At 37.8% G+C, this 13803-nt stretch carries 11 protein-coding genes; 6 read left to right on the plus strand and 5 right to left on the minus strand.

Features of this window, described 5'->3' with window-relative positions; translation table 11 throughout:
- Window positions 1-26: 26 nt before the first annotated feature.
- Together hutI and hutU are read right to left on the minus strand one after the other, a co-directional pair.
- Window positions 27-1286, minus strand: a complete 1260-nt coding sequence (gene hutI / locus MHI40_RS02195) for an imidazolonepropionase (RefSeq protein ID WP_340761334.1) — start codon at window positions 1284-1286, stop codon at window positions 27-29.
- Window positions 1287-1291: 5 nt separating this feature from the next.
- Window positions 1292-2959 carry a urocanate hydratase gene (gene hutU / locus MHI40_RS02200; RefSeq protein WP_340761335.1) on the minus strand — a complete coding sequence of 556 codons (1668 nt, stop codon included), beginning with the start codon at window positions 2957-2959 and terminating at the stop codon, window positions 1292-1294.
- Window positions 2960-3155: 196 nt separating this feature from the next.
- On the opposite strand from hutU, the gene MHI40_RS02205 reads away from it, so the two are divergent.
- From MHI40_RS02205 to MHI40_RS02220, 4 genes are all read left to right on the plus strand, one after another.
- Entirely contained in the window at window positions 3156-4040 is an 885-nt protein-coding gene (locus tag MHI40_RS02205; protein ID WP_340761336.1) for a DUF4349 domain-containing protein, read from the plus strand.
- A 158-nt stretch (window positions 4041-4198) separates the two neighbouring features.
- Window positions 4199-6094, plus strand: coding sequence for a PrkA family serine protein kinase (locus MHI40_RS02210; protein ID WP_093536100.1), 1896 nt, complete (start codon window positions 4199-4201; stop codon window positions 6092-6094).
- An 876-nt stretch (window positions 6095-6970) separates the two neighbouring features.
- On the plus strand, window positions 6971-8128 hold the full coding sequence (yhbH, locus tag MHI40_RS02215) for a sporulation protein YhbH (RefSeq protein WP_340761337.1): 1158 nt from the start codon (window positions 6971-6973) through the stop codon (window positions 8126-8128).
- A complete protein-coding gene (locus tag MHI40_RS02220; protein ID WP_340761338.1) occupies window positions 8128-9522 on the plus strand; it encodes a SpoVR family protein in 1395 nt (464 codons plus the stop codon). The genes yhbH and MHI40_RS02220 overlap by 1 nt, the downstream gene beginning before the upstream one ends.
- Window positions 9523-9826: 304 nt before the next feature.
- Here MHI40_RS02220 and MHI40_RS02225 read toward each other — a convergent pair whose 3' ends face one another.
- Window positions 9827-10198, minus strand: a complete 372-nt coding sequence (locus MHI40_RS02225) for a winged helix-turn-helix transcriptional regulator (RefSeq protein WP_340761339.1) — start codon at window positions 10196-10198, stop codon at window positions 9827-9829.
- Window positions 10199-10381: 183 nt separating this feature from the next.
- Here MHI40_RS02225 and MHI40_RS02230 point away from each other — a divergent pair, with 183 nt between their 5' ends.
- Together MHI40_RS02230 and MHI40_RS02235 are read left to right on the plus strand one after the other, a co-directional pair.
- Window positions 10382-11566: an MFS transporter gene (locus MHI40_RS02230; protein WP_340761340.1), complete on the plus strand. Its 1185-nt coding sequence runs from the start codon at window positions 10382-10384 to the stop codon at window positions 11564-11566.
- Between the two features lie 25 nt (window positions 11567-11591).
- Entirely contained in the window at window positions 11592-12431 is an 840-nt protein-coding gene (locus tag MHI40_RS02235) for an aldo/keto reductase (protein WP_340761341.1), read from the plus strand.
- 149 nt (window positions 12432-12580) lie between these two features.
- On the opposite strand, the gene MHI40_RS02240 is transcribed toward MHI40_RS02235, so the two are convergent.
- Both MHI40_RS02240 and MHI40_RS02245 read right to left on the minus strand, forming a co-directional pair.
- The gene (locus MHI40_RS02240; protein WP_093536088.1) at window positions 12581-12697 is read right to left on the minus strand and encodes a YjcZ family sporulation protein; all 117 of its coding nucleotides are present in this window, start codon (window positions 12695-12697) and stop codon (window positions 12581-12583) included.
- A 169-nt stretch (window positions 12698-12866) separates the two neighbouring features.
- A complete protein-coding gene (locus tag MHI40_RS02245) occupies window positions 12867-13745 on the minus strand; it encodes an SDR family oxidoreductase (protein ID WP_093536086.1) in 879 nt (292 codons plus the stop codon).
- Window positions 13746-13803: the final 58 nt, after the last annotated feature.

Consider the following 13803-nt stretch of genomic DNA (forward strand, 5'->3'; position numbering starts at 1 on the left):
CTTTCCAAGTTGAATTTGTGTCATCCTTAACCGACCACTTTTACTCCTTTTTTCCAAACACTATTTACATGATTTACCCCAAATAAATACTGTAATTGCTGATAATTTGACACGTTCCAGAGCACAATGTCGGCTTGTTTTCCTACTTCTAACGAGCCAACTTTATCTTCTATTTCTATAGCGCAGGCCGCATTATAGGTGGCTGCACACAAGCTCTCTGCAGGAGTAAGCCGCATCGAAATGCAAGCTAAGTTCATTACAAGGGGCATGGACGTGGTAGGAGATGATCCAGGATTGCAGTCTGTTGAAATCGCTACAGGTACGCCAGCATCAATCATTTCTCGGCCCCTTGCAGCAGTCTCTCGTAAATATAATGCTGTTGCAGGCAATAGACAGGCGATAACTCCTTTTTTAGCCATTGCAGCAATTCCCATATCCGATACTTTCAATAAGTGCTCTGCTGAAATAGCACCCACCTCAGCTGCAAGTTCGGCTCCACCATATGATTCAATCTCATCTGCATGAATCTTAGGGGTTAACCCAAGAGTTTTCCCCGCCTCTAAAATTCGTTTTGATTGCTCCGGGGTAAAGACACCTACTTCACAGAAGACATCATTAAATTTAGCGAGTTTGTCATGGGCTACTCTAGGGAGCATTTCATTGACAACTAAGTCGACATATTGGTCTTCCTTTCCTTTAAAGTCAGAAGGGACAGCATGCGCTCCCATAAAAGTGGGAACAATATCTATTGGGTGTTCTTGTTGTAATCTACGCATGACACGAAGTTGTTTTATCTCTGTCTCTAGATTCAATCCATAACCACTTTTTCCTTCTATAGAAGTAACGCCATGAGCTAAAAAGGAGTCTAATCTTTTCTCTGTTTGTACAAAAATCTCTTCTTCCGTTGCTTCTCTAGTCATGCGGCTAGTCGCATGAATACCTCCACCAGCATTCATAATGTCCATATACGTTGCGCCTTCTAAACGCAACTCAAACTCCCGCTCACGACTTCCTCCATAAACGACATGTGTATGCGGATCAACGAGCCCAGGTGTGACAAGCTTTCCGGATGCATCAATAATTTCTGCTGAATCTATTCGATCTGCGTATTTTATTTGAAGCTCATCTGTTGTGCCAAAAGCTTGAATTATTTCATTTTCCAACCATATACTTCCATCCTCAATGATGGAGAGCTCACTCATAGCCTCTTTGGTTCTTGGACCTCTATGTTCACTAGCCAGAGTAACTAACTGAGAGGCGTGTTTTATCCAAACTGCTTTACTCATTTGTTTTAGTCCTCCTTTTTCATCATTGGAATATGGATGTCTTTAGCACGAGCTGTTTTTTCTGCAAGCTCATAGCCAGCGTCAAAATGACGAACTATACCCATACCTGGATCTGAAGTGAGTACACGTTCTAATCTTGCTTCCGCTTCCTTTGTTCCGTCGGCAACTATGACCATACCAGCATGAATGGAATACCCCATTCCAACACCACCTCCATGATGCACGGAAACCCATGTTGCTCCACCGACTGCATTGATCATCGCATTTAGTATTGGCCAGTCGGCAACTGCATCTGATCCATCTTTCATCGCTTCAGTTTCACGATTTGGGGAGGCAACAGATCCTGAATCTAGATGATCTCTTCCTATTACAATTGGTGCACTTAATTCACCGGAAGCGACCATATCATTGATGATTTTACCGAAGCGAGCGCGTTCGCCGTAGCCTAACCAACATATACGAGAAGGTAAGCCTTGGAATTGAATTTTTTCACGCGCCATTTTAATCCAATTGCATAAGTGAGTATTATAGCTAAACTCACGTAAGATTACTTCGTCTGTTTTATATATGTCTTCAGGATCCCCAGATAATGCGACCCATCTAAATGGGCCTTTGCCTTCACAAAACTGTGGTCGGATGTATGCAGGAACAAATCCTGGGAAGCAAAAAGCCCGATCAAAGCCTTCATCCTTCGCTACTTGTCGTATGTTATTTCCATAATCGAATGTAACTGCACCTTTATCCATTAACTCGACCATTGCACGTACATGCGTAGTCATAGAAGTTTTGGAGAGGCTTATATATTCGTTAGGATTATTCTGGCGTAAATCCCTTGCTTCCTCTAGAGAAGTTTGAGAAGGGATGTAGCCATTTAAAGGATCATGAGCTGAAGTTTGATCAGTCAAAATATCTGGTGTAAAACCACGAGCTATCAGTTCAGGTAAAATATCGGCTGCATTTCCAACCAACCCTATAGAAAGAGGTTTCCCAGCCATTTTTGCTTCTTCCGCTAACTGAATAGCCTCGTCTAATGTATGCGCTTTCAAATCTGTGTAATGAGTTTCAATACGTCTATCTATTCTTGTTTCATCTACTTCTAATGCAATGCATACGCCACCATTCATCGTAACTGCTAATGGCTGTGCAGCACCCATACCGCCTAACCCAGCTGTAAGTGTAATCGTATTTTTTAACGTTCCATTAAAATGTTGTTTAGCAAGTTCAGCAAACGTTTCGTAAGTCCCTTGTACGATTCCTTGAGAACCAATATAAATCCAACTGCCGGCAGTCATCTGTCCATACATCATTAACCCTTTTTTATCGAGCTCATGGAAATGCTCCCATGTAGCGTATGCTGGCACTAAGTTGGAGTTGGCTATTAATACACGTGGTGCATCCATGTGAGATTTAAAAACCGCTACTGGTTTGCCAGACTGGACAAGCAAAGTTTCATCATTTTCTAATTCCTTTAACGAGTGAACTATTGCGTCAAAAGCTTCCCAATTCCGAGCTGCCTTTCCGATCCCACCATAAACAACTAAGTCATCAGGATGCTCTGCTACCTCTGCATCTAAATTGTTCATAAGCATGCGAAGAGCTGCTTCTTGCAGCCAACCTTTCGTATTCAACTTGGTTCCTCTATAACGAATTACCTTATCGTTTGCTGTACCCATTTAAATACCTCCTCAATTCTTACTCCTATTCTATCTAAATATTTAAACTATTTAAGGGGTTTCGTGAAAAAAATGAAAATTTCTCCTCTGCTAACGGGGTACTTTACTAGTGTGCTAGTGTATCGAGAAGTTGGTATGAAACTCTTTTATACATAATTCGTCTGATTATTCAGACATATATAAGGGGGTAATTATATTGAAAAAAGCTTGGTTATTGTTGGTTACCATAAGTCTTTTCGTTATATTAACAGCCTGTAGTAGTAGCGATGAAGAGTTAGCTAAAATGAGTACAGAAGATAGAGCATCGGATTCGGCAGAATTTGAAACTAAAGAAGAGCAAAGTGTTGATGCGGAGAGGGAACAGGAAAGTGTAGCTGAAGAAACTGCGGCACCTAGCACTAGAATGATTATTCATCAGGCTAGAATTAGCACGAATGTAAAGGATTTAAAGAAGGCTCAGCATAATATGGAGCAAAGGGTGAAGGATTATGGAGGCTATATTGTAGAGTCCAACGTGTATTTGGAATCTGATGAAACAAGTTCAGGGAAAATGATAGTGCGAATTCCAGAGAAGCATTTTGAAACGTTTTTGTCTGAAGCGGAAGTAGAGGCATCTAAAGTTTTAGAAAAAAACGTAACTGGTCAGGATGTAACTGAGCAATATGTAGATCTAAGTTCTCGCGTGAAATCGAAAAGTGCAGTGGAAGAACGCTTACTAGCATTTATGAAAGATGCAGAAAAAACAGAGGATTTACTAAAAATTTCTAGCGACCTTGCAAAGGTCCAAGAAGAAATAGAGGTATTAGTAGGGAAAATAAAATATTTGGAGAACCAAACATCTTTTTCCACTATCGAACTAACTATGTTTGAAAATCGAGTCATCATTCCAGAAATAGAAAACAAAGATCTGAACACATGGGAAAAAACGAAAAAACAATTTATAACAAGTACCAATGCACTGTTATCAATAGGCTCAGGAATAATCGTATTTATAGTAGGTAACTTACCAGTGTTAATACTTGTAACAATTATTGCAGTTGCAGTTTTTTGGATTATTAAGAAAAGGAAAATAAAAGAATAATAATTTTAATCGCTATTCTAACGGTGAGCATATCGTAAAACAATGAACAAAGCATCTCTTGATTTTCAAAGAGATGCTTTATTCGTGTAAAGAAAAAGGTATCATAATTTCTAAAACTTCATACTATGTATAAATAACTCCCATGAATGGAGGGAAACATGGACATTTTAAACAAGGTAAGAAATTATCGAGAAGAAGAGAACCAGCTCAAGTGGGAAGGTACGTTTAAAGAATTTTTAGCGATTGTGAAGGAACGTCCAGAGGTTGCCCAAACGGCGCATGCACGAGTTTATAGCATGATTAAAAATGCAGGTGTAACGGAACTAGATAACAAAAAAGAATTCAATTTTTTTGGAAATGAAATATTTGGAGTAGAAGATTCACTAGAGCGATTAGTAGAAGAATACTTTCATCCCGCTGCCAAAAGACTAGATGTTAGAAAACGAATTTTATTATTAATGGGTCCAGTAAGTGGTGGGAAATCTACTATTGTAACGCTTCTAAAAAGAGGATTTGAACAATACTCTCGTACTGATGAAGGTGCGGTTTACGCTATAAAAGGCTGTCCAATGCATGAGGATCCATTGCATTTAATCCCGCAGCATTTACGAAAAGACTTTTTTGATGAATATGGAATACGTATTGAAGGTAGTTTGTCACCATTAAACTCCATGAGGCTCGAAAGTGAGTACGGCGGGCGTGTAGAAGATGTCCTGGTGGAGCGCATTTTCTTCTCTGAGGATAAACGAGTAGGAATTGGTACGTTCACTCCTTCCGATCCTAAATCTCAAGATATAGCGGATTTAACGGGATCGATTGATTTTTCAACAATAGCAGAATATGGCTCAGAATCAGATCCTCGTGCATACCGCTTTGACGGAGAGTTGAATAAGGCGAACCGTGGAATGATGGAATTTCAAGAAATGCTCAAATTGGACGAAAAATTTCTATGGCACTTATTATCATTAACACAAGAAGGAAATTTTAAGGCAGGACGTTTTGCGTTAATCAGTGCAGATGAATTGATCGTAGCCCATACGAATGAAACGGAGTACCGTTCATTTATAGCCAATAAAAAGAATGAAGCATTGCATTCAAGAATTATTGTCATGCCGATTCCTTATAACCTAAAGGTCAGCCAGGAAGAGCGCATATATGAAAAGATGATTAGAGAAAGCGATATGACACATGTTCATATTGCTCCACATGCATTAAGAGCAGCAGCAATTTTTTCTATACTGACGAGACTGGAGATTCCGAAAAAGACAGGAATAGATATAGTCAAAAAAATGCGTCTATATGATGGGGAAAATGTGGAAGGATTTAACGACATTGATGTGGAAGAATTGAAGAAAGAATCGCAAAATGAAGGGATGAACGGTATTGATCCACGGTACGTGATCAACCGTATTTCATCTGCCATAATACGAAAAGAAATTCCATCGATTAATGCGCTAGATGTGTTGCGTTCTTTAAAAGAGGGGCTTGATCAACATGCATCGATCTCTGATGAAGACAAAGAAAAATATATGAATTATATAGCGATTGCTCGAAAAGAATACGATGAAATTGCTAAGAAAGAAGTACAGAAAGCATTTGTGTACTCGTATGAAGAGTCTGCCATTACACTGATGAATAATTATTTAGATAACGTAGAAGCATTTTGCAATAAAAACAAAATGAGAGATCCATTGACAGGAGAAGAGATGAACCCGGATGAGAAGCTGATGCGCTCCATTGAGGAACAAATCGGCATTTCCGAAAATGCGAAAAAAGCATTCCGTGAAGAAATCCTTATCCGATTATCGGCATACGCAAGAAAAGGGAAGCGTTTTGAATATAATTCGCACGAGCGACTACGTGAAGCTATCCAAAAGAAATTATTTGCGGATTTAAAGGATGTCGTAAAAATTACTACTTCATCAAAAACACCAGATGAAGCCCATCTAAAGAAAGTAAATGAAGTAGTGGCAAGATTAATAGATGAACATGGATACAATTCCAATTCAGCTAATGAGCTATTGAAATATGTTGGTAGTTTGCTTAATCGATAGGCATAGGTGAAGGACCAATAGTATAGCTAAATGATTGGTCAAAACCTGTTTCTATCGTTTTCGAAGGACTTTGGATAGACGATTTGCTATACGATTACCGAGTGAATTTTTAGGGATGCTGGCTGGTTGTGATGTCCGTCACAACCAGCCAGCATCCCAATTTTTCGGTAACCTTGTGGCGTTTGTCTATCCGTCGCCCTGCTACAACTCTTAGAAACAGGACAGTGCATTTTTGGATAACTAGAGAAAAAGTTCCCTTTCTATTTAAAGAAGAAGCGCACGAATATGCAATTTCGTGAGCTAGCTCACTTCTTTATTTAGTTAACACTTAATATTTCTCTTTTTTTCCACTAGATAAAATAGAATTTATTTTCTTCATTCTTCATTACATAATAGCCTTCCAAATTTAACAGATGGTTTTATCACATTATTAACCTTGACTACTCTTATCATCTAAGCGATACGCTCTGCTAAATCATATAATTTAAAACTACACGTTAAATTGATTGAAGTGAAAGGTAGCGACTCCGGTGGGATGAGTGAGACAGATGAGATATCACAACGACGCGTTAGAGACGGTGCTAGCCCATCGCTCACCCCGCGGAGGCCAACAGGATGTTGGTCACGAAGGCGTTGCCACACGAGGTGGCGCACTTAGTCTTTGTTCTCAACCTGAAACGGAAATCAGCAGTTTTAATGGATAGCTTCTATTCTTCAAAATTTTCTTTTGAAAAAGTCTATTCCATCACCGGTCTTTCGGTATGTGAATGTCTTTTTTCTTATCTTTTATACTATCAACCCCTACATTTTTCAAATTCATCTGCAATAAGAATGACAAACGGGCATATGATAAAAAATAGGTAGGTGTTGAGAAAAATGGAGAACAAAGAAACTAAACAATTTGTCGTCTCTCAGGAAAACTGGTCTTTACATCGAAAAGGACACCAAGACCAACAACGCCATATGGAGAAAGTGAAGGAAGCAATTCAAAACAATTTGCCTGATCTGATCAGTGAAGAAAATATCATCATGTCTAATGGACGAGAAGTCATCAAAATTCCGATTCGCTCACTAGATGAATATAAAATCCGCTATAACTATGATTCATCGAAGCATGTGGGGCAAGGAGATGGGAAAAGCCAAGTAGGAGACGTAGTTGCTAAAGGTTCAGGTGATGAAGAGGGAAAAGCAGGTCAAGGGAAACAGGCTGGTGACCAGGCAGGTCAAGACTATTATGAAGCAGAGATATCCATTGCAGAAATAGAGCAGGAACTTTTCAGCCAAATGGAGCTACCTAATTTAGAACAAAAGGAACAGACAGAAATAACAACAGAACATATTACATTTAACGATATACGAAAAAAAGGCCTAATGGGCAATATAGACAAAAAGCGAACTATTATATCTGCTATTAAGCGAAATGCAATGAAAGGGAAGGCAGAAATAATGCCTATTCATCAAGATGACTTGCGTTTTAAAACTTGGGATGAGGTAGTAAAACCTGAGTCGAAAGCAGTTGTATTAGCAATGATGGATACAAGTGGATCGATGGGTAACTTTGAAAAGTATTGTGCTAGAAGCTTTTTTTTCTGGATGACAAGGTTTTTACGCTCCCAATATGAAACAGTGGAAATTGAATTTATTGCCCATCATACAGAAGCAAAGGTTGTAACAGAGGAAGCATTTTTTTCTAAAGGAGAAAGCGGAGGGACAATTTGCTCTTCTGCTTATATGAAGGCACTAGAGCTTATAAAAGAGAAGTATAGTCCATCTAAATATAATATTTACCCTGTCCATTTTTCTGATGGAGAGAATATGACAAGTGATAATATGAGATGCATTGAACTAGTGAATGAACTGATGGAGGTTTCTAGTATCTTTGGCTATGGGGAAGTAAATGCGCATAGCAGATATTCTACGTTAATGAACACCTATAAAAAGATTGAAAGTCCTAAGTTTAGATACTATGTGTTGAAGGAAAATCAAGATGTTTACGAAGCGCTGAAGCATATTTTTCAAAAGGGAGTCAAGTAATGGAGAAAAAACTACAACATGCTATTGCGGAAATTACCGAAATTGCCACTGCATTTGGCCTTGATACGTATCCAATGAGATATGAGATTTGCCCAGCAGATATTATTTATACATTCGGCGCGTACGGCATGCCCACACGTTTTGCCCATTGGAGTTTTGGTAAACAATTTCATAAGATGAAAATGCAATATGATTTTGGGCTTAGCCAAATTTATGAGTTAGTCATTAATTCAGATCCTTGCTATGCGTTCTTATTGGACACAAATAGCCTCATACAAAATAAGCTCATCATTGCACATGTACTTGCTCACTGTGACTTTTTTAAACATAATGTACGTTTTTCTAATACACGAAGAGACATGGTAGAGAGCATGACGGCAACTGCAGAACGTATTGCAGAGTATGAGAGACTGTATGGAAAAGATGAAGTAGAAAGTTTTTTAGATGCGGTATTAGCAATTCAGGAACATATTGACCCTTCTATTATGAGACCTAAATTGCCAGTTTATGAGGATGAAGAAGAAGTCGATGTCATACGAAAAACAGAATATGATGATTTGTGGAAGTTGGATCATAGAGAAGATAAATCAAAATTGGTACTTCCGTATCGTAAAAAGTTCCCTCCGAAACCTGAAAAAGACTTGCTATTGTTTATTGAGGAATATAGCAGTGAGTTAGAAGATTGGCAACGAGATATATTAACGATGATGCGGGAGGAAATGCTCTACTTCTGGCCGCAACTAGAAACAAAGATTATGAACGAAGGTTGGGCTTCCTATTGGCATCAACGGATATTAAGAGAAATGGATTTAACGAGCGATGAAACAATAGAGTTCGCAAAGTTAAATGCAAATGTAGTGCAACCTTCCAAAACCGGCATTAACCCATATTATTTAGGTGTGAAAATTTTTGAAGATATAGAAAATAGATATAATAATCCAACAGCAGAAATGAAAGATTTAGGAATTAAAGTTAATTCGGGTAGGGAGAAAATGTTTGAAGTAAGAGAAATAGAATCGGACATATCTTTTATCCGAAATTACTTAACGAAGGATTTAGTGAAGCAGGAAGATTTATATTTATTTGAAAAAAAGAATGGGAACTATGAAATAACGGATAAGGATTATGAAAATGTACGTGATCAGCTTGTCTCCATGCGAGTGAATGGAAGCTTTCCATATATCGTAGTAGAAAATGGGGACTATATGAGGCTAGGAGAGTTGTATTTACGTCATGGATTTGAAGGGACGGAACTCGATCCACATTATTTAGAAAACGTTCTGCCATATATTCATCAATTATGGGGGCGAACAATTCATATGGAAACAGTAGTAGATGAAAAACAGGTATTGTATACTTTTGATGGGAAAAAAGTTTCGAAAATGAACATGTGATAAAACGAGGTCCTATTGACATAGGATCTCGTTTTTTATTTATGGCACGAGAAAATATAAAATGTAAGTACTCAAATAGACTGCGTAAAAGTACCAAGGCAGTATCTCTTCCAAGGTGCGTGTGCAGTTGATCCTAGGTCTGGGAGATTCCTGTCGCTGGAGAGAAACTCAATTCAGCTTAGTCTAGAGATTCCGTTCTGCTCGACTAGTAAAAAATAGACATCAAAAAATGACCCTGGAGAAACACTCCGGCTCATTTTTTTCTTTGAATTTTAAATTGGTCTTTCTACTTTTACATAGTCTTTTATTTTAAGCTATCATTCAAGATACTATCTTCTAAAACGGAAAATTTATCTCCGTATACTTTTGTAATATGTTCTTCTCCCCATGAACAAAGGGCACTGAGTATACTTTCAAGACTTGTACCATACTCGCTCAACTCATATTCTACTTTTGGAGGGACTTGGTTATAGACGATTCTATTAATAACGCCATCACTCTCTAACTCTCTAAGTTGCTGCGTTAACATTTTTTGAGTTATATCAGGCATAAGCCGCTTTAATTCACTTGTCCGCTTTTTTCCGTGGGTTAAGTGACACAATATGACGCATTTCCACTTGCCGCCAATGACCTCCAATGTAGCTTCCACTGATATATTATATTTTTTTTGTTTCATACTATTTCTCCTTTAGATAGGAACAAAAAAGTTCCTATAGTACTTTATAGTGCCTATATTACTTTAAAGTGCGTACTTTCCTTTTAAAACTCTATGAATCATAATAACATTTGCCGGTAGATTTACAATATAGTTTGGTCTCGCGGAATTTATTTATTCCGCATGAAGAAAGGTTGAGAAATAATGACTTTAGATAAAAATAGAAGTATGTTTGCATTATTGGCATTAGCAGTAAGTGCATTTGCAATAGGAACGACTGAATTTATCAGTGTCGGGCTATTGCCATTAATATCTAAAGACTTGGATATATCTTTGACAACAGCGGGGCTGACAGTTTCCTTATATGCCCTCGGAGTAACAGTGGGTGCACCAGTTTTAACAGCACTTACTTCAAGGATGCCTCGCAAATCCTTACTTCTTTGGATAATGATTGTGTTCATTATAGGTAATGGAATAGCCGCTAGTGCTACAAGTGTAACAGTGCTATTAATTGCACGTGTCATATCTGCATTTTCACATGGTGTTTTTATGTCCATCGGATCAACGATAGCTGCCGATCTAGTACCAGAGGATAAGAGAGCTAGTGCAATTTCTATTATGTTTACAGGATTAACAGTCGCAACCATTACAGGAGTGCCTTTTGGTACATTTCTTGGACAGCAGTTAGGTTGGCGCTTTGCCTTTATAGCAATTGTCGTAATAGGAATCATTGGGTTTATAGCAAATAGTATACTTATTCCTTCTGATTTACGAAAAGGTACAAGAACATCAATACAAGATCATGTAAAGCTAATAACAAATAGTAGATTATTATTAATCTTTCTAATTACAGCACTTGGTTACGGGGGGACATTTGTCGTATTCACGTATTTATCCCCATTGCTTCAGTCTGTAACAGGATTTAAACAAGGGACAATCGCTTTAATATTACTTGTTTATGGGGTTGCAATCGCAGTAGGGAATATGATTGGCGGAAAACTAGCCAATAAAAACCCAATCGGCTCACTTTTTTATATGTTTATTATTCAAGCGATTATACTACTTCTATTAACATTTACAGCCCCTTTTAAGGTTTTAGGGTTAATAACGATTATTTTAATGGGAGTTTTTGCATTTATGAATGTTCCAGGCCTGCAGGTGTATGTTGTCATGTTAGCTGAGCGCTATGTTCCTAGTGCAGTTGATGTTGCTTCAGCTATGAATATTGCTGCTTTTAATGCCGGCATTGCAATTGGGTCTTATTTAGGGGGAATTGTCGCAGATTCTATTGGCCTTATCCATACTGCTTGGATTGGATCGATAATGGTTATGATTGCAGCAATATTAACTGGTATTAGTAGAATGTTGGAGAGAAAAGAGCAAATATAATAATTAACAGACGGAGGAATTCAAAATGGAAAATTTACAATCTATAAAAACATTACACAATGGGGTAGAAATGCCACTATTAGGGCTTGGCGTATTTAGAGTAGAGGATGGACAAGAGTTAATAGATGCAGTGAAAATCGCTATAAAAAATGGGTACCGTAGCATCGATACAGCAGCCATCTATGGAAATGAAGTAGGAGTAGGAAAAGGAATCCGAAAAGGGATAGAAGATGGAAATATTGCTAGAGAGGATCTTTTTATTACTTCAAAAGTATGGAATTCTGAGCTGGGCTATGAGGAAACAATTGCAGCCTATGAAGAAAGTTTAACTAAACTTGGACTAGAATATTTAGATTTATACTTAATTCATTGGCCAGTGGAAGGGAAGTATAAAGCGGCTTGGAAAGCTCTAGAAACACTCTACAAAGAGGGACGTGTGAAAGCGATTGGTGTAAGTAATTTTCAAATCCATCACCTAGAAGAGTTAATGAAGGATGCGGAAATTAATCCAATGATCAACCAAGTAGAATATCATCCGCGTTTAACACAAAAAGAATTGCACAATTTCTGTAGGGAGCATCAGATTCAATTAGAGGCATGGTCACCACTAATGGCAGGGCAGTTACTCGACAATGAAGAACTTCAAGAAATAGCATCTAAATATGGGAAATCAGTAGCACAAATTATCGTGCGCTGGGACCTTCAAAATAATGTAATTACAATTCCAAAGTCTACGAAAGAACAACGCATAATAGAAAATGCAAATGTATTTGACTTTAAATTAACAAAAGAGGACATGAAGCAGATTGATCTATTGAATAAAAATCACCGTGTTGGACCAGATCCAGATAACTTTGATTTTTAATTACTATAAAAACTAAACTCACAAAAAATAACCGAGATTCTTGAAGAATCTCGGTTATTTATAAATGCAATATTTAGACTGCACAGATTGTTTAAGAATCTGATTTACAATTTACTAAGATTGCCGGGTATGATTACCGGTATTTTAAATTAGTAACCGCCATCAACAAAAGCAGCGCCAACAATAATAAGTAAAATAAATAAAACAACAATCAGTGTAAAACCAGAACCGTATCCATATCCTCCAGCACTATCATTTCCAGACATATATTCATTCCTCTTTTCCTAGTAATACTATTAGAGTATTAATAAGTCTTAAGATGAACAGGGCAACAAGGTAAAAATAATTGGTACAAATAAAATAAATCACAAATAATTGTTTAGGATATGAAAAATGCTCAGAGAAAACTCTGAGCATTTTTTAATGATTTTGCAATTAAGAACCTACAAAGTCCCCACCATCTACGTGAATCGTTTGACCAGTCATATAACTGGAATCAGTGGAAGCTAAAAATACATACGCTGGTGCGTTTTCAGAAGGTTGTCCACGACGACCGATTGGCGTACTAGCTCCATGCTGTTTCACTTTTTCTTTATCAAATGTTGCGGGAATAAGTGGTGTCCAAATTGGACCAGGTGCCACGGCGTTTACCCTAATTCCTTTTTCGATTAAGTTCAATGCCAACGAACGAGTAAAGGATGTAATAGCCCCCTTAGTAGAAGAATAATCGATTAACTCAGGGGAACCGTTGTAGGCTGTGATAGAGGAGGTATTAATAATCGTATCGCCTTTCTTCATATGCGGTAGCGCAGCCTGAGATAAATAAAACATCGAGTATATATTAGTAGAAAAAGTTTCTTGTAATTGGTCTGGTGTAATAGCTAGAAAATCCTTTGTTGGGAATTGCTTACCTGCATTATTAACTAGTACATTCAGTTGTCCGAATTCCTGAATCACTTGCTCCACTGCCTGTTGACAGTTTTCATCATCACTTAAGTCCGTTTTGATCGCTAATGCTTTTCCGCCGTACTTTTCTATAAGTTTTATTGTTTTTTCAGCATCTGGTTGCTCATCTGCATCTAAATAGACGATAGCGACATTCGCGCCTTCTTTGGCAAATGCAATAGAAGCTGCACGTCCTATTCCACTATCCCCACCTGTAACTAAGGCAACCTTCCCGGTCAATTTCCCGGATCCTTTATAATTTTGGTCATCATAAATAGGTTCAGGAGTCATTTCTTCTTCAATACCTGGTTGCTGTTGTTGTGTTTGTCCTTTAACTTCTTTGTCTATTTTTTCGTATTTATCTGCCATGAAAATTTCCTCCTTAAACTTGGTTGATATATTTATTCCCTAGATAAATAAAAACAAA

Source organism: Psychrobacillus sp. FSL H8-0510 (genome assembly GCF_038008345.1).
Lineage (GTDB): Bacteria > Bacillota > Bacilli > Bacillales_A > Planococcaceae > Psychrobacillus > Psychrobacillus psychrotolerans.